Origin of the sequence: Sphingomonas sp. LT1P40 (genome assembly GCF_036663835.1) — a bacterium.
Classification (GTDB): Bacteria; Pseudomonadota; Alphaproteobacteria; order Sphingomonadales; family Sphingomonadaceae; genus Sphingomonas.
In genome coordinates this window covers 1,239,772-1,256,958 of record NZ_JAXOJT010000001.1, presented here as the reverse complement: position 1 = coordinate 1,256,958, position 17,187 = coordinate 1,239,772, and the positions used below count along the sequence as shown (strand labels likewise).

Here is a 17,187-nt window from a genome sequence, read left to right as displayed (position 1 = left end):
CTCACACCTACCCGCTGTTCAACTCCGCCACCACGTCATACGCATCGCCGCGATAATAGCTTTGCGTGAACTCCGCCGTGCGGCCGTCGGTCAAAAACCCCCTCCGTTCGATGAACAGGCCGGGGGAGCCGGGTTCGATGCCGAGGACTTCGGCCTGTTCCTCGGTGAAGGCGATCGCTCGCAGGCGCTGGAGCGCGCGGACGGGGAGGTGGCCTGATGCCTCCAGGGCTTCGTAGAGCGAGTTGGCGACGGTCTCTGCCGAGGGCAGGCAGTATGCGGGGACGGTGGCGTATTCGAGCGCCATTGACGTGTCGTCGGCATAGCGGATGCGGTGGAAGCGATAGACGAGCGTGCCGGGGGATAGGCCTAGCGACAGCGCTTCCTCGGGCGTGACGGTGCCGGCGGTCTTGCTCACCCATTTGCTATACGGTTTGCGGCCGCGTGAAATCATGTCCTGTGAGAAGGAGGTGAGTTTCGAGAAGCTTTTTTCGACGCGCGGGCGGGTGACGAAGGTGCCGGCGCCGCGACGGCGGGCGACGAGGCCGTCGGCGACGAGGCCGTCGATCGCCTTGCGCACGGTGATGCGCGAAACCTCGAACTCCTCGGCCAGGTCGCGTTCGGTGGGGATCGCCTCTTCGGCCTTGACCACCTGACCCTCGATCGCGTCGCGCAGGATCTTTTGCAGCTGAAGATAGAGCGGGGTGGGGTCGCTTTTCTGGAGCGGACCCACATGTTCGATCAACGACAAGGACGAATGCTCCAGCTGTGGCCCCGGCGCGCTGGCGATAATACCAGTGCGTGGGATCACATGTGTTGCATTGGTATCACCGCGTCAATCTTTTGCGCGTTTTTCGTCGCCGGAGAGGCCGCGATGAATGGCGCGCGTGAGGGCATGATCGGGCGTGTCCTGCGACAATTCCCACACCATCACGCCGCCGCCCTTTGCGAGCGCGAGGGCTGCCTTGCGCTCGATCGTGGCGGGGCTGTTATAGGTGATGTAGCGACAGCCCGCGCACGCTTTGCCGATCAGGTCTCCTTTTGATGCTGTTGCCCCGCGTTCGGTGGCGAGATCGCGATAGGACCAATTGGGTTTTTCGCCGTTGAAACCATAGCCATAGAATGGAACGCCGAGGATCAGGCGCTCGCGCGGGACGCCGCGGGCGCGCCACAGGTTGAGGTCGCGCTCTGCCATGGCATAGGTCGAATGTTCGGCACCGGCCGGTCCCCAGCTTGGGCCGATTGCGTCATAGGACATGACGTTGACGAGGTCGAAATAGCGGATCGAGCTGACCGGGATCATGCCACCTTCGTATGAGGCCGTGGCGCAGGTGAGCAGCTTGCCGCGCGCCTTCATCGCGGCGGACAGCGTCTGGATGAAGGGGGTGTAGTCGCCCGCGCGGTCGATCGCGGTGAGCAGTTCGCCCTCGATGTCGATGTCCACACCGTCGAGGTTGAGGGTGTCGGCAAGGGCAATCAGCGCGGCGGCGGTGGCGGTGCGCTTGTCGGGGGCGAGCAACGCCTTCCAGTCTCCCGAGCAGCCGGGGATGACGCCGCCGGCGACCGAGACGAGGACTTTTGCACCGCTCGCCTGGAGCTTGGCGACGGTGGCGCGGAGGGTGGCGACGTCGAGGTTCTGGCCAGTCTCGTCACCCATGCAGGTGAGACGACCGTCGCGGACGAACGCGCCGTCAGCGGAGGGGTTGGCGAAGGACAGGTTGAAATGGGTGAAGCTTTTGAGATCGGTGCGAGCGATCGACATTTCGAGGCCCTTGAACGCGGCGAGATAGCCGACGACAACGGGGCGCGCCTCTGGTGGGGCGGCGGTGGCGGGCGACAATATCAATATGGCACCAATTGCTGCGGTGAATAGGGTGCGCAGTGTATGATGAAGCGTCATGATCGCCTTCTCCCCTTTGAAATCCAGTCGAATCCGAAAGGCGTTGACCGGTCGGGTGGTGCATGACAAATTAGATACAACTTGTCGAGTGAGGGAAAGATGATGCGTGGCATGAGCTGGCTGGCGATGACGGCGGCGACGGTGATGGCGGTGCCCGCGGTTGCTCAGGAGCCGGCACCACAGACCGCGTTGGACCAGCTGGCCGACACGATCGGATACCGGCTGACGATGGTCGATAATCGGCCTTCCTGTCCTACCGGCATCGATGCCTGCTTTCTATCGACGATCACACTGACCTTGCCGGAAACGATCCCCGCCGGACTGCCCGAGCGGCTGTCGCTGACGTTTAGTTTCGTCAACCGGCTCCCTTTGGTCGAGAGCGATATCTTCGAGAACAGGCTGATCAATGGCGACGTCAACCGGCTGACGCTGAAACCCGGCGCGGTGCTGAAGCCGGGGGCGGTGCATGTCGTCAAGCTGTGGGGCGTGGGGGCTAATTTCTCGAAAGCGTTTGCGATGCCCAACGCCTATCTGGCGGCGGACGGGCTGAAGGCGCGGACGATTGCGGCGACGCGGGCGGTGATCGATCCGGAGACGGGGCTGGAAATCCTGCCGTTTGTGGCGGACATGACCGACGAGGCGCGGCTGGCGACAAAGAGCGCCGCCGACAAGACGAAGTGGCTGACCGCCGAACGCGCGTTCGAGTTGCAGGCAGGGCGTCAGGGCGCAGCACCGGGCGGTGTGGTGATCCTGCCCAAGCCGGTGACGGTAAAGCGCGGTAACGGGTTTGTGGATTTGAGCGGCGGTGTGGCGGTTACGCTGGTGGGCGTGGACCGCGCGGCAGTGGCGCCAGGTTTGGCAGCCTTGGGTATTGGCGAGGGTAAGCTGCCGCTGTCGATCCGTGTCGATCCGTCGTCGAAAATCGCGGCTGAGGGCTATGTGCTCGACGCAAAACCCGGCGGCATTTCGATCGTGGCGCGCGATGCGGCGGGGGTGAGCCATGCGCTCCGGTCGCTGGCGCAACAGGCGAGTTTCGAAAAAGGCAAGATGCGCGCGCTCCGCGTCGAGGACGCGCCGCGCTATGGGTATCGCGGGCTGCACGTCGATCTGGGTCGAAACTTTCACGGGCGAGACCAGATCTTGAAGCTGGTCGAGGGGATGGCGGCGTTCAAGCTCAACAAGCTGCATCTGCATCTGGCGGAGGATGAAGGCTGGCGGATCGAGATTCCGGCGCTGCCCGAACTGGCGGAGATCGGGTCGAAACGTTGTGCGGACCCAACGGAGAAGACGTGCCTGTTGCCGCAATTGGGCGCGGGGCCGGACGGGACGAGCGGGGTCAACGGCTATCTGAGCGTGGCGGATTATGTCGCGATCGTGAAGGCGGCGGCGGCGCGGCAGATCGAGGTGATTCCGTCGATCGACATGCCCGGCCATTCGCGCGCGGCGATCAAGGCGATGGAGTTGCGGCACGCGCGGCTAACGGCGGCGGGGAAACCGGCTGAGGCCGACGCCTATCGGCTGATCGACCCGGCGGATACGACGGTCTATCGCAGTATCCAGAATTACGACGACAATACGCTGAACGTGTGCCTGCCCAGCACCTATCGCTTCGTCGATACGGTGGTGGATGCGCTGGCGGATATGCACAAACAGGCGGGCGTGCCGCTGAAGACATTCCATCTGGGTGCGGACGAGACGGCGGGGGCGTGGGTGAAATCGCCGGCCTGTGCGGGGATGATCGCGGCGAATGGCGGCGATGCCACGAAACTGACCCCGCGCTTCATCGAGCGCGTGTCGCAGTCGCTGGCGGCGAAGGGGCTTCAGGCGGGCGGCTGGAGCGACGGTATGGGGCATACCGATGCGGCGAAGATGCCGAAAAGGCCACAGACCAATATCTGGGGCGTGCTGCACACCGGCGCGATCCGTGAAGCGCATGACCAGATGAACCGCGGGTGGGACGTGGTGCTGTCGATCCCGGACCTCGGCTATTTCGACATGCCCTATGCGCCGCATCCGGAAGAGGGCGGCTATGACTGGGCATCGCGCGGGGTGAGCATTTACCAGGTGTTCGGCTTCATGCCCGACAACCTCCCCGCCAACGCCGCGACGATCCGCAACATTTATGCTGAGGGCAAGGGAATCGAGGACAAGCCGGTGCTGGAAGCAGGACGGCGCGTGGCGGGCGTGCAGGCGCAATTGTGGAGCGAGACCGTCCGCACCGACGCGCAGGTCGACTATATGCTGTTCCCGCGCCTGCTGGCACTGGCCGAGCGCGGCTGGAGCGTCGCGCCGTGGACGCCGCCCTATCAGGCCGGGGTGAGCTATGACTGGGCGGACAAGCGCGTCGATCGCGCCAAGCTGGACGCCGGGTGGATGGATTTCGCCGGACGGGTGACGGCGCAGTTGCCGGTGCTGGAACGCGCGGGGATCGCGTATCGCGTCGCGCCGCCGGGTGCACGTATTGTTGGCGGCAAGCTGGAGGCGAATAGCGAACTTCCCGGCATGGCGATCGAATATCGGATGGGGAATGGCGGCTGGACGCGCTATGCCGGGCCGGTGGTGGTGAGCGGCGCGGTGGACGTGCGCACGCGCTCCGCCGATGGCAAGCGGGCGAGCCGGACGGTTCGGGTCGAACCCGCGAAGTAAGTGGGGTTGGCGTGCGGCGTATCGAGGAACTGGACGGCGGCGATAGCACAGGCATAGCCGCGGTGATGGCGGCGGCGGATCGTCCGGCGGTGATCCGGGGCATCGCTGCCGACTGGCCAGCGGTGGCGGCTGCGCGGGATGGGGACGAGGCGATTGCCGGGTATCTGGCCGCGCGCGACAATGGCCGCCCGGTGACGGTGCTGGTCGCGCCGCCCGAGGTGGGCGGGCGATATTTCTACAGCGACGACATGCGCGGGCTGAACTTTCGCAGCGAGAAGATGCCGATGCGCGCGCTGGTTGAGCGGTTGCTGGCGGTGCGCGGTGCGGCGGATGCGCCGGGGCTATATGCCGGATCGACGCCGACGCCGGAGAGTGTGGGCAGCTTTGCCGCCGAGAACCCGTTGCTGCTGGACGTGCAGGGCGTCGATCCGCGTATCTGGGTGGGCAATGCCAGCCGCATCGCGCCGCATTACGACATGGCGACCAATATCGCGGTGGTGGTTGCGGGCACGCGCCGCTTCACATTGTTCCCGCCCGAGCAGATCGTGAACCTGTATGTCGGCCCGGTCGAGCGCACCGTGGCGGGACAGCCAACCAGCATGGTCGATCCGGACAACCCCGATCTGACGCGCTTCCCCCGCTTTGCCGAGGCGCAACGGCATGCGCTGGTCGGTGAACTGGAATCCGGCGACGCGATCTTCATGCCGCCGATGTGGTGGCATCATGTGCGATCGGAGGGCGCGCTGAACGTGCTCGTCAATTACTGGTTCGGACAGCCGCAGGACCGGTTTCCGTTCGCGGCACTGATGCTGGCGCTGCATTCGATCCGCGAGTTGCCGGATGCCGAGCGCGCGGCGTGGCGGGTGTGGTTCGACCATTATGTGTTCGGTGACGGCGCGAAGGCCGCCGCCGCGCATCTGCCCGAGCATGCACGCGGCGTGCTGGGCGTGCCGACGGCGGCGCGGGACCGGATGATGATGGAATATGTGGCTGGGATGTGCCGGAGACCGGCTACGCGGTCATAACGCCAGCCTGTTTCGCGCAATACGCAGCGTGACGATCAGGCCGCCCTCCGACCAGTTATAGTCGATCGACCCTTTCAGCTGGCTGTCGACGGTCCGTCGCACCAGCTGGCTGCCAAAACCATCCGGCGTATCGGGCGCTTCCACGCTGGGGCCACCTCGCTCAAGCCACGTCAGAACCACATGATCGACTTCCGACGTGCTTGAGACGTCGAGTGTGCCCGATGCCTGGGATAGTGAACCATATTTCATCGAGTTGGTGGCAAGCTCGTGAATGGTTAGTGCGATCCCGGTTGCCGCAGTTTCGCCGACGCCGAGCCGTTCGACAGCGACGCGGATTCGCCCCTTGAACGCACCCAAGTCGTCATAGGGCGCGAGAAGGATCGACAGCAGGTCTCCCAGCAGCGCCGCTGCCCCCTGGCCATTCGGCAATGGGCGCACCAAATCATGAGCACGACCCAGTGCGGCAAGGCGACCGGTCAGGTCGCTTGCCATTTCGTCCGTGGTTTTCGCGGATCGTGACGTAATATTGGTCAGCCCGGACGCGATGGCGAGCAGGTTCTTAACGCGGTGACTCATTTCGCCAGCGAGAAGCTCATGTCCTTCTTCGGCCTGTTTGCGGCCCGTGACATCAAGAAAAATGCCGAACATGGTGCGACCGACGATCCCGGCATCATCGCCTTTGCCCCGTGCGGCTATCCAACGCACCTCATCGCCAACGAGGATCCGGAAATCCGTTTCATAAGCGCCGAGAACAGCCCGGGTCGCCGCAAACGCCGAGCGGACGCGGTCGCGGTCAGCCGGATGAATATGCGACGACAGCTTTTCAAACGTGACCTTGTCGCTCCACGGTATGCCCCACAGCTCGAACCCATGGGCATCCATCGTCAGCACGTCGGTGTCCACATTCCAGGCCCAAAGCGCCACGCCAGCGGCGGTCACGGCGAGACGCAGATGCTCAGGCTTCCACTCATGCTCGGTTGGCAGTGCGGGGGTCACGTCGTCACCTCTGATTAAATGTTTCACTTCCTTATATTTAACCTGCGGGACGGCAACCGTTAGCGCATCAATCCCCCAACCGCGTCGCTACCACCGGCACCACTTTTGCGGTGATTGCTTCCACACCCTTTTCGTTCGGGTGGATACCGTCGCCGAGCAGCAACGTTTGATCCGTAATCACGCCATCGAGGAAGAACGGATAGAGCGGCAAGTCGTACTTCTCCGCCAGATCGGGATAGATCGCGTTGAACGATGCGGCATAGTCTGGCCCCATGTTCGGGGCGGCGACCATGCCGGTGAGCATCGCGGGAATCTCGCGCTTTTTCAGTTCGGCGAGAATCGCGTCGAGGTTCTTGCGCGTCGCATCGGGGCTGAGACCGCGGAGCATGTCGTTCGCGCCGAGGCCGACGATGACGAGGTCGGGCTTGCGTGGGCGACCGTCGAGGGTGAAGGCGAGACGCTGTAAGCCCGCCGCGCTGGTGTCGCCGGAGACACCGGCGTTGAACACGTTTGCGGCAATACCGCGGGCGGCGAGGGCGCGTTGCAGGGCGGGCGCGAAGCCCTTGTCCTGTGGCAATTGATAGCCCGCGAACAGACTGTCGCCGAAGACGACGACAGCGCGGGTGTCGGCGGATTCGGCGGCTTTGGGGGCCGCGCTGACCGTTGCGGTCGGCTGAGGATCGGGCGTCGCGGGCGAACATGCGACCGCGAGGTGGAAAACCAGCAGCGCCGCGCCATATTGCATCAATCTTCTCGTCACGGAGCGACTTTCCTTCATGCATGCACCCATCGATGCGGACCATATTGCGATCCGCGCGCGCAATGTCACCCTGTCGCTGGGAACCCGGGAGGCCCCGGTCGAAATTTTGAAGGGCATCGACCTGGATATCGCGCGCGGCGAGAGCCTGGCGATTCTGGGCGCTTCCGGATCAGGCAAGTCGTCGCTGATGGCGATCCTGTCGGGGCTGGAGCAGGCGAGCGGTGGAACCGTGTTCGTCGGCGGGGTCGATTATGGCGCGCTGAACGAGGATGGGCTGGCGCTGGCGCGGCGCGGGCGTGTGGGGATCGTGCTGCAGGCGTTTCATTTGCTGCCGACGATGACGGCGCTGGAGAATGTCGCGGTGCCGCTGGAACTGTCGGGCGCGGACGGTGCGTTCGAGCGGGCGGCAGAGGAGTTGACGGCGGTCGGGCTGGGGCACCGGCTGAACCATTATCCGGCGCAATTGTCGGGTGGCGAGCAGCAGCGGGTGGCAATTGCCCGCGCGGTGGCGCCGAAGCCTGCGATCCTGTTCGCGGATGAGCCGACCGGCAATCTGGACGCGGCGACGGGGGCGGCGGTGATCGACCTGTTGTTTGCGCGGCAGGCAGCGGCGGGGGCGACGTTGCTCATCATCACGCATGATCCGGCATTGGCGGAGCGGTGCCAGCGGATCGTGGAGATGCGCGACGGGCAGATCGTCGGCGAGCGCGTCCTTTGAGGACGTTGGGCTGGAGCCAGAGCTGGCGGATTGCGCGGCGCGATCTGCATACCGGGTTTCGCGGGCTTCGATTGCTGTTCGTGTGCCTGTTCCTGGGCGTTGCAACACTGGCAGCGATCGGGAGTTTGACGGCGTCGATCACCGGCGAACTGGGCGCGCGCGGGCGCACGTTGCTGGGCGGCGATATCGAAGTAGCGATGACTCAGCGCGAGGCGAGTGCGGCGGAGAAGGCGGAACTGCGCGGGCTGGGCCGGGTGAGCGAGACGATCCGGATGCGCGCGATGGCGCAGCGGACAGGGGCGGTTGCGAATGGTGGCCCAGCGGCGGTGCTGACCGAGTTGAAGGGGGTGGATGGGGTCTATCCACTGTACGGCACGATGACGTTGCAGAGCGGAGCCTATGCGCCGCTGGCTCCCGATCGTGTGTTGATCGGACAAGCGCTGGCGGATCGACTGGACGTCGGGACGGGCGCGCGTTTGCGCTATGGCACCGCCGATTTCACCGTTGCCGGGATCATCGCCGACGAGCCGGACCGGGTGAGCGAGGGCTTTACGCTGGGACCGGTGGCTATCGTGTCGATGGAGGGCATGCGGCGCAGCGGGCTGATTCAGCCGGGCAGTCTGTTTGAGAGCAAATATCGCGTGCGCATGGCCGCGGGTGCCGATGCGCGGGCGGTGCGCGACGGGCTGGAAAAGGCGCATCGCAGCGATGGCTGGGAGTTGAAGGACCATGAGCGCGCGGCCCCTGGTGCGAACCGGTTTTTCGAGCGGATGGGGCAGTTTCTGTCGCTGATCGGGCTGGCGGCGCTGGTCATCGCCGGGATTGGCGTGAGCAATGGGGTGTCGTCCTATCTGGCGCAGAAGCGCGGCGGAATCGCGACGCTGAAGGTGCTGGGCGCGACATCGGGCGATATCGAGCGTATTTATCTGTTGCAGGTCGGCGCGGTGGCGGCGGTTGCGATAGCATGCGGGCTGGTGGTCGGCGCGCTGTTGCCGCCCGCGATCGTGACGCTGGCGGGGAGCGTGCTGCCGGTGCAGCCGGGGTTCCGGGTGCATCCGCTACCGCTGGCGACGAGTGCGGCCTATGGCTTGCTGATCGCGTTGATCTTTACGCTGCCGCCTTTGGCGCGCGCGCGGACGCAACCGGCGGCGGCGATTTTTCGGTCGTTGATCGACCCGAAGCGAAAGATCGACTGGCGCAGCACCGGGCTGGTGGCGATTGCGGGCGCGGCGCTGGTTGCGGTGGCGTTGCTGACGGCGCGCGAACCGCTGTTCTCGGCGGCGGTGCTGGGGGCGGTGGTTGGCGTCTTGCTGCTGCTGCTGGCGCTGGACTGGGCGGTGAGCAAAATCGCGCGGCGGATACCGCGACCGAAGCGACCGTTGCTGCGGCTGGCGCTGGCGAATTTGTATCGACCGGGCGCGCAGACATCGGCGCTGGTGGTCGCGCTGGGGCTGGCGCTAACCCTGTTCGTGACGCTGGCGGGCATCCAGACAAGCCTGGATTCCGAGATCGCGCGGACAGTGCCTAAGACCGCGCCGAACCTGTTCGTGCTCGACATTCCCTCAACCGACGAGGCGCGGTTCCGCTCGCTGGTGGCGCGGGAGGCGGAGAAAGCGGAGTTGAACGTCGTACCGGCGCTGCGCGGGACGATCGTGGCGTATGACGGGAAGCGCGTTGCCGATATGGCGGAACTGCCCGAGGGGGCGTGGTTCCTGCGTGGGGAGCGTGGCGTTACGTACAGTGCCACGCTGCCCGCTGGGAGCGATCTGGTGGCGGGTCAGTGGTGGGCAGCGGATTATGCCGGGCCGCCGTTATTGTCGCTGGACGAGAATGCGGCGAAAGTCCTGAACATCGGCGTCGGCGACATGATGACCGTGAGCGTGCTGGGGCGCGAGATCGAGGCGAAGGTCGCGTCGCTGCGCAAGGTCAACTGGGACACAATGGGATTCAACTATGTGCTGGTGTTTTCGCCCAACACGCTGAAGGCCGCGCCGCACAGCCTGACCGCGACGGTGACGATGCCGCCGGCGAAGGACGGCGCGGTGACGCGGGCCTTGCTGGCCGCATTCCCCGGCGCGTCGGTGATCGCGGTGAACGAGGTGGTCGGGCAGATCAGCGGCATCCTGGGCCAGATGTCGAGCGCGATCGTCGCGGCGGCATCGATCGCGATTCTGGCGGGCATCGCTGTGCTGATCGGTGCCATCGCCGCATCGCGACAGGCGCGCAGCTACGACAGCGTGATCCTGAAGACGCTAGGCGCGACGCGGATGCAGGTGTTGGGGACTCAGGCGCTGGAATATGGTCTGCTCGCGCTGATCCTAGCATCGGTGTCGCTGCTGCTGGGTATGGGCGCGGCGTGGTATGTCATCGTGCAGGTGTTCGAGTTTGGATGGGCACCCGACTGGCCGACGGTGCTGGGCACGTTGGCGGGCGGGGCGCTGATTACGCTGGGCATCGGGCTGGCGGGGTCGATCCCGCTGATGTCGGTGCGACCGGCGCGGGCGTTGCGGGATTTGTAGGCTAGGTTAGCTGGTTCCCAATATCTCGCGGTAAAGTGCCAGATACGCATCGGCCATTCGCTCGACACTGAACCGCTCAACGACCGCGCGGCGTATCGTCGCGCGGTCAAGATCGCCGATGGTGTCGATCGCGGCAATCGCCTCGTCGAGGCTGCCGACCAACATGCCCGTCACGCCGTGCTCGATCAGTTCGGGCATCGACCCCCGCCGCATCGCGATGACGGGGGTGCCGCATGCCATCGCCTCGATCACCGACAGGCCGAACGGCTCGTCGAAATTGATCAGGTGGAGCAGCGCGCGGGCATTGCCGAGCGCGCGGATGCGCTCCGCGCCGCCAATAACGCCGTGAAAGCGGATCGACGGGTCGATCGCGGGCAGGACTTCGCGGGCGTGATAGCCCTCGTCCTGCACAAGGCCATACAGGTCGAGTGATCGGCCGCTGGCACGGGCGGCGGCGATTGCCTCCTTTGCGCCCTTGTCCGGATGGATTCGCCCGAAGAACAACAGGTTATCGCTGCCGGTCGGATCGAAGATGAAGTCGTCGAGCGGGATGCCGTGGTGGATCGTCGCGGCATAGCGCAGTGCCGGGTGCCGGTCGGCATCGCTGATCGCGACATAATGGACGCGGTCCTGATAGGGTTCGTACATCGGCAGAATGCGGTCCGACGAGAAACCGTGGATCGTGGTGACGATCGGCGTTTCGGTCAGCGGTGCAAAGGCGTGCGCCGGGAAATCCGCCTGATTGTGGATCAGGTCGAACCGGTCGGCCTGCGCAAACAGATGCGAGAGGTGGCGGAACTCCCATACCTTGGCGTCGATCGCCGGGTCTTCGTTATAGGAGGCGGGTGCAACGCCATCCAGCGTTGCTTCGGTCACGCTGTCGAGCGTGGCGAACAGGGTTACGTCCACCCCGCGCGCAACCAGCGCCTCGGTCAACAGGCTGGTGACCAGCTCCCACGGACCGTAATGCCGGGGCGGGGTGCGCCAGGCGATGGGTGCGAGCATCGCAATCTTCACGCCTTTGGCATTTCATATTCCAGAATAAGGCCCTCGTCGGGCAGCAGCGGGATGAAGTATCCCGGTTCAACGATATCCGGTGCAATGCGATCCATACGGGTCGACAGCAACACGCGGGCGGACTGCACCTCGACCGGATAATGATGGGTTGCGTCGCTTGTCAGGTTGAGAACGACTTTGATCCGTTGCCCCTCATATGTGCGATCATAGACCAGCACATCATGGTCGTCGGCCGTTACGTCCGAGATTTCGCCGATCGCCAGCGCCGGGTGCGCGCGACGGAGTGCCAGCAGCTTGCGATACAGCGCGAGCATCGACCCAGGATCGTCTGCTTGCGCAGCCACATTGCGCACGGGCCAGTCCGCATTGAGCGGCAACCACAGCTCAGCGCTGCTGAAACCGGCATTCGGTGATCCGTCCCACGGCATCGGCGTGCGCGATCGGTCACGCCCGATATCGAGATGCGGTTGACGTAGATGTTGCGGGTCGCGCACGCGGTCCGGGGGGATCATGACCTGACCGATGCCGAGCTCGTCCCCCTGATAGAGCGTCGGCGTACCGCGCAGCGTCAGCAACAGCATGGCCGCAACTCGCGCCTGTGCCTCGCCAATTCGCGCGGCGATACGCGGCGCGTCATGGCTGCCGATCACCCAGTTCGGCCACCCGGCGTGCGGCAATGAAGCTTCATACTCGCAAATCACGCGCTCCAGCGTGCGCGCATTCCAGTCATTTTCGATCAGCTGGAAATTGAAGGGCAGGTGGACTTGCGGGCGCTCGACCGTGCCATACCAGCGCGCATGGCGATCGTTGGGCAGGAAAATTTCGCCGATGAGCACGCGCCTGTTGCCCGTCTTGGCCCCATAATCATCGGCCAGCGCACGCATCTCGGCCGAAATGGCGTGCGCCTCGGGCTGATCGGTCGAATAAAGCTGAAGGACGCGGTCGCGCTCGGTGCGGTCGGGCGTCCAGTCGGGGTTGAGCGGATTATCCTCAAAGCTCTCGGACTTCACGATGTGCCACAGCACGTCGATGCGAAACCCGTCGACGCCGCGGTCCAGCCAGAACCGCAGCACCTCCATCATCGCCGCGCGCAAATTCGGGTTGCGCCAGTTGAGGTCGGGCTGTTCCCTCAGAAAGGCGTGGAGATAATATTGGCCGGTCGCGGCATCCCACTCCCATGCCGATCCGCCGAAATCGCTGATCCAGTTGTTCGGTGGCCCGCCATCGGACGCCGGGTCGCGCCAGATGTACCAGTCGCGTTTCGGATCGTCGCGCGAACGACGGCTTTCAAGGAACCATGGATGCTGGTCGGAACTGTGATTGGGGACGAAGTCGAGGATCAGTTTCAATCCGCGCGCATGGACTGCGGCGATCAGGCGATCGAATGCGGCGAGGTCGCCGAACATCGGATCGATCCCGCAATAGTCCGAAACGTCATAGCCGAAATCCGCCATCGGCGACGGGAAGACCGGCGACAGCCAGATCGCATCGACGCCGAGGTTGGCGACATGGTCGAGCCTACGCTCGATCCCGGCAAGATCGCCGACCCCGTCGCCATCGCTGTCCTGAAACGACCGGGGATAGATCTGATAGACCACCCCATATTCCCACCATGGTCGTTCGTGCGGCATGATGCTCCAACCCTTCAATACCGGCTGCGGGTCCGCCGGACAGACGCCGGGGACCATCGGATTTTCTGGAACGGTATCTGAAAGATGCGATGGATGCACTTGGCTTGCGCCAAGAATCCGCTGATTAGGATCCGACAAGATAGATTAATGAAGTCGATCAATTCGCGTGTTGGTAGTTACCTCGCGCGCATATTACCCTTCTGAATGTCATGCATCCCGTGAACGTGCTTCAGGTTCACCGTGACCGGTTCCTTGCTCCAGTTGGCCCAGAGCATCGGTCCGTAAATTGCCGCCCCCCTTTGATTTGTGGGTGCTATGCCAGATCGATCGCCATGCTGGTCTCGGTCTTGCGCAGCGACCGGCGCGTGATCTTGGCCGCACTCGTCGCGGCATTGAACAGACCCTCGACTTCATCCCAGAGATCCTGAAACTCGGATGCCCGCACCGACGACCAGTTGAACCAGAAGGTGGTTGTCCGACCGTCGCTCAGCGGCGCGGCCTTGACCGCATCGATATAGCCTTTGACCACATCGGGCTCGGGATTGTGGTGCTCGCCATCGCCGCAGAAGATCAGATGGCTGGCGCGCACCGACGCGACGAACCTGGGTGAATAGCTGTTGTGGGCGCCGTGGTGCGGGACCTTCAGCACATCGACCTCGATCTTGCCAGATGCGTCCAGCAGGTTCGCGGCCTCGAGATATTCGAGCAGGCTTTCGTCGCCAGCATCGCCGGTCAGCAGCACCCGCTTGCCTCGTTCCTCGACCAGCAACACGAGCGAGGCGAGATTGGGCGGCGTGACATCCTTTTCGACCGCCAGCGCAATGTCTCGGCTGAGGTTGGCGAGATCGAGCGCGGTGGTGCTTGACCCGATGGCGTCGGCATCACGCTGATGCGCTTTGCGCAGTTCCTCGATGCGCTTCTTGCTCTTATTCAGCCAGACGATCCACGCCTTGCGAAGTGCGGTGAGCTGCTTGGCGGTTGGGCCAAGCACGGTGATCTTGAGCGCGCCGAGCGTGATGGGCGTGTTCGGTCGCGCGGTCATGAGCTCGCCGGCGAACTCCGGGTTGAGCGGGATACCGAGCTGATCGCGCCCGATGCGCCAATTGAGCTCGATCGCTTCGCCGACGCTGAGTGCCAGCATGCGCGTCTCGCTTGCAATCTGCTGCGCCTCGCGTCCACCAAGCGCTGCGGCATTCAGTCCCGACAAGACACCGGCGCTCGACGCCAGCGCGGTGCCGAGGTCGACCTGCTCGGTGCGCTCAATGTCTTCGAGGAAGGCATTGTGCCACAGCTGCTTGATCTCAGGCGGGCGGGGCACCTTGGGCTTGCCGAGCCGTCCGCCATTGGCCTGAGCATGATCGAAGGCGCGCCAAGCCACCTCGTCGCTGAGCAGTTTCAGGATGCCGCCGATATGGTCCTGGTCGATGTGCGAGACATAGGCCACATCGATGGACTTGCCGGCGGTGCGCAGCTTGGCAAGCGGCGAGGCGATGAAATGGTCATAGGCCTTGGGCAGACCGGCGTCGGCGAGCAGTCGCTTGTCGTCCGATGAGGTGAGCAGCACACAGTCGCCACTGGCGCTCGGGAAAATCTCGATCTTCATGCCGTCCCTTTCTTCGTCAGGTCCCTGGTCGGCAGGCCGATCCGCACCGCCTCGGCGAGACAAGCCTGGGCGTCGATCACGCCGAACCCGGCATCGTTGCTCCAGGCATAGTCGGCGCCCGGAAGCGGCTGCGAGGTGCGGCGAATGATGCCGCTGATCTGTGCTGCGGTGAGCTTGTGGTTGAGTGAGAGCATCAGCGCGGACACGCCGGCGACATAAGGACTGGCCATGCTGGTCCCGCTCATCGCCACCCACAGCGCGGTGGGATCGAACCCGCTGGCGGCGACAATATCGGTGCCGGGTGCCGCGATCTCCGGCTTGGGGCGACCATCGCGAGTCGGTCCCTGGCTCGACGAGGCGGCAAGCGCCTCGCGCGCCTGATCATAGTTGGTGACGCCAGTAACCCGAGGGCCGCAAGCGAGCGAACTCAAGGTCGAATTGTCGATATAGGTGGTGTTGCCGAAGAAGGAGGGCAGGCTCCATTGCCCACCGGCAGCGCCTTGTCCGGGATCATCGCGCTCGATCCAGGCATTGAACGCGCCGCTGCGGATGACCTTGCCGGTCAGGCGGACTTTCCACGACCCGGCCGTGATGCCGATCACCGGCCGGCCCATGAACGGGCTCAGGAATACCGAAATGCAATTGTCGCCGTTCTTCGGATCGCTCAGCCGGTTATATATCGACACCATCGTTCGATCGGCGAGCATCTGGTTCTCGATCTGCTCGCCGGGCGCGACCGCGCCAATGCGCTCGCCATTAGGTGCGAACAGTTCGACCAGGAACTCGTCCTCCGCGCCATACCAGATGTTGATCTGGTTCTCCGATATGTCCTCAAGACCGTTGCCGACCACGGTCCATTCGAGATCGCGGCGAAGGCTCGCCGCCGGGATCGTGCCGCTGGCATGGACGCGTCCCGACCAGAAGCCGAGATCGCCATCGAACTGCGGCTGGTCCTGACCGCTATTGCCGGCAGCGACGCAGATCGCGCGACCCGGCTCGAACATCGAGGTGTCGATCCAGCGCGAGACGAACTCGGACCCGTCATGCGCGCCGCCATTGGTTCCAAGGCTGATATTGATCGACACCGCGTCGCACTTCTCGCGGCGCGCGAGGTCGAACAGATAGGCGAGGCCATCGACGATGCGCGTCGTGTCGTAGAAACTGCGGCCGCGATCGTAATCCCGCTCGCTCAGCGCGATCATCACACCGGCAATCTTCGCGCGCTTGCACAGCCCCGAACGCCCGGCAGCGATGCTGGCAACATGCGTCGCGTGCGATCCGCGTTCGCGGACCGATTGCGGTGCGAGGTCATGCGGCGACAATTTTGACGTCTTGGCCTGGGCTATGGCGAACGCGATGTCGGTGTCGCGGATCTCCGATCCATAACCGGTCAGCTTGCCGGCCTTGCCTTCGCTGACGGTCAGGTCCGGCGGCGCAAAGGCGTCGCCACCCTGGTCCCAGATCGCGATGACGCGCGATGCGCCGGCGTCGTCGAGAAAATCAGGGTGTGCGAAATCAATGCCACCGACATCGATGATGCCGATCAGCACATTTTCACCGACAGTGTCGAGCGAGACGCTTGCGCCTCCCGCGATGTTGAGCATGCCCTTGTTGAGATGGGCATGACGGTTGGCGGCGGGTGCCAGCGGAATGGCATCGGCAACCGACGGCGTTGGCAGCTTGAGCGTCTCGCCAAGCTCGATCGACTGGATCGCGGGGTTGTCGTTCAGCTTCTCGAGTTCGGCGAGCGTAGCAATCGCTACGCCGACACGGCCGTTTCGTCGCGAGACGATCGCCGGGGTCGGGGCGTCGATCTGGTTGAATAGCACGAACACACTGACCTCGACGTCGGTGGGCAGGCTGGCTTGGCTTTTGCCGCGTTTGACGGCGCGAAGGGGTTGGCCACGCGATTTGAGGCTTTCGCCGTCGGTCGGAATGGCGAGCGATGACGCCATCGCCTGATGCGAGCGAGGCGTGAGCCGGACAGCGCCATTCTGTTCGGCACGGATGGCGTTGACCTCGGTGGCACCATTGGCGACGCACCGCAGGCGGCTGTCGAGCTTGGTCAGGCGATCCAGCGGTCCAGCCATTCTATCCCCCGAAGAAGTGGCACGCATATCTGCTGTGCGAATCGGCGGATACCTGGCGCGCTCGCGTAGCGCGACAAGACTAGCATGAATTCCGATGCGGTCGTGAAAGCAAAAGCACCCAAAGCGGTTCGGGATCGATGTTTCAGGCAACCTGTATCGCGTGACTTTGGATGCGGACGTATTGCATGCCGACCGATGACGTCGGTCATGTGCCTCGTCAGCAGTCCCTTCACACGAGGGTGGGCGACGCCTCAAAGGCTGGGGTGATTTATGGCGACCCTGAAA

12 protein-coding genes are annotated in these 17,187 nt (G+C 64.3%); 4 read left to right on the top strand and 8 right to left on the bottom strand.

The genetic code is table 11. The annotated features are described in order from the left end of the window. Positions 1-7: 7 nt before the first annotated feature. Complete coding sequence (locus U1702_RS06150) at positions 8-748, bottom strand: GntR family transcriptional regulator (protein ID WP_332724597.1); 741 nt, start codon at positions 746-748, stop codon at positions 8-10. An 84-nt stretch (positions 749-832) separates the two neighbouring features. Further along, positions 833-1,897 carry a glycosyl hydrolase family 18 protein gene (locus U1702_RS06145; protein ID WP_332722992.1) on the bottom strand — a complete coding sequence of 355 codons (1,065 nt, stop codon included), beginning with the start codon at positions 1,895-1,897 and terminating at the stop codon, positions 833-835. A gap of 99 nt (positions 1,898-1,996) precedes the next feature. On the opposite strand from U1702_RS06145, the gene U1702_RS06140 reads away from it, so the two are divergent. Continuing rightward, entirely contained in the window at positions 1,997-4,543 is a 2,547-nt protein-coding gene (locus U1702_RS06140; protein ID WP_332722990.1) for a beta-N-acetylhexosaminidase, read from the top strand. A gap of 11 nt (positions 4,544-4,554) precedes the next feature. Next, positions 4,555-5,568, top strand: coding sequence for a cupin-like domain-containing protein (locus U1702_RS06135; protein ID WP_332722988.1), 1,014 nt, complete (start codon positions 4,555-4,557; stop codon positions 5,566-5,568). Here U1702_RS06135 and U1702_RS06130 read toward each other — a convergent pair. Beyond that, positions 5,563-6,591 carry a sensor histidine kinase gene (locus U1702_RS06130; protein WP_332722986.1) on the bottom strand — a complete coding sequence of 343 codons (1,029 nt, stop codon included), beginning with the start codon at positions 6,589-6,591 and terminating at the stop codon, positions 5,563-5,565. The genes U1702_RS06135 and U1702_RS06130 overlap by 6 nt on opposite strands. 40 nt (positions 6,592-6,631) lie before the next feature. Further along, on the bottom strand, positions 6,632-7,342 hold the full coding sequence (locus tag U1702_RS06125; protein ID WP_332722984.1) for an arylesterase: 711 nt from the start codon (positions 7,340-7,342) through the stop codon (positions 6,632-6,634). Between U1702_RS06125 and U1702_RS06120 the strand changes: the two genes are divergently transcribed. Both U1702_RS06120 and U1702_RS06115 read left to right on the top strand, forming a co-directional pair. Then, on the top strand, positions 7,341-8,042 hold the full coding sequence (locus U1702_RS06120) for an ABC transporter ATP-binding protein (RefSeq protein ID WP_332722982.1): 702 nt from the start codon (positions 7,341-7,343) through the stop codon (positions 8,040-8,042). The genes U1702_RS06125 and U1702_RS06120 overlap by 2 nt on opposite strands. Next, a complete protein-coding gene (locus tag U1702_RS06115) occupies positions 8,039-10,561 on the top strand; it encodes an ABC transporter permease (protein WP_332722980.1) in 2,523 nt (840 codons plus the stop codon). Before U1702_RS06120 ends, U1702_RS06115 begins: the two co-directional genes overlap by 4 nt. A gap of 6 nt (positions 10,562-10,567) precedes the next feature. Here U1702_RS06115 and U1702_RS06110 read toward each other — a convergent pair whose 3' ends face one another. The 4 genes from U1702_RS06110 to U1702_RS06095 all read right to left on the bottom strand — a co-directional run bounded on the left by U1702_RS06110 (position 10,568) and on the right by U1702_RS06095 (position 16,902). After that, a complete protein-coding gene (locus U1702_RS06110) occupies positions 10,568-11,578 on the bottom strand; it encodes a glycosyltransferase family 4 protein (protein WP_332722978.1) in 1,011 nt (336 codons plus the stop codon). Beyond that, positions 11,575-13,209, bottom strand: a complete 1,635-nt coding sequence (locus U1702_RS06105; protein WP_332724595.1) for an alpha-amylase family glycosyl hydrolase — start codon at positions 13,207-13,209, stop codon at positions 11,575-11,577. The genes U1702_RS06110 and U1702_RS06105 overlap by 4 nt, the downstream gene beginning before the upstream one ends. 313 nt (positions 13,210-13,522) lie before the next feature. After that, positions 13,523-14,812, bottom strand: coding sequence for a ComEC/Rec2 family competence protein (locus U1702_RS06100; protein ID WP_332722976.1), 1,290 nt, complete (start codon positions 14,810-14,812; stop codon positions 13,523-13,525). Then, positions 14,809-16,902, bottom strand: coding sequence for a S8 family serine peptidase (locus U1702_RS06095; protein WP_332722974.1), 2,094 nt, complete (start codon positions 16,900-16,902; stop codon positions 14,809-14,811). The genes U1702_RS06100 and U1702_RS06095 overlap by 4 nt, the downstream gene beginning before the upstream one ends. Positions 16,903-17,187: the final 285 nt, after the last annotated feature.

Excerpts from the sequence above, each read along its gene's own strand:
- U1702_RS06145 (WP_332722992.1), bottom strand. The coding sequence starts at position 1,897 with ATGACGCTTCATCATACACTGCGCACCCTATTCACCGCAGCAATTGGT.
- U1702_RS06140 (WP_332722990.1), top strand. The coding sequence starts at position 1,997 with ATGATGCGTGGCATGAGCTGGCTGGCGATGACGGCGGCGACGGTGATG.
- U1702_RS06120 (WP_332722982.1), top strand. The coding sequence starts at position 7,341 with ATGCATGCACCCATCGATGCGGACCATATTGCGATCCGCGCGCGCAAT.
- U1702_RS06125 (WP_332722984.1), bottom strand. The coding sequence starts at position 7,342 with ATGAAGGAAAGTCGCTCCGTGACGAGAAGATTGATGCAATATGGCGCG.
- U1702_RS06105 (WP_332724595.1), bottom strand. The coding sequence starts at position 13,209 with ATGCCGCACGAACGACCATGGTGGGAATATGGGGTGGTCTATCAGATC.
- U1702_RS06100 (WP_332722976.1), bottom strand. The coding sequence starts at position 14,812 with ATGAAGATCGAGATTTTCCCGAGCGCCAGTGGCGACTGTGTGCTGCTC.
- U1702_RS06095 (WP_332722974.1), bottom strand. The coding sequence starts at position 16,902 with ATGGCTGGACCGCTGGATCGCCTGACCAAGCTCGACAGCCGCCTGCGG.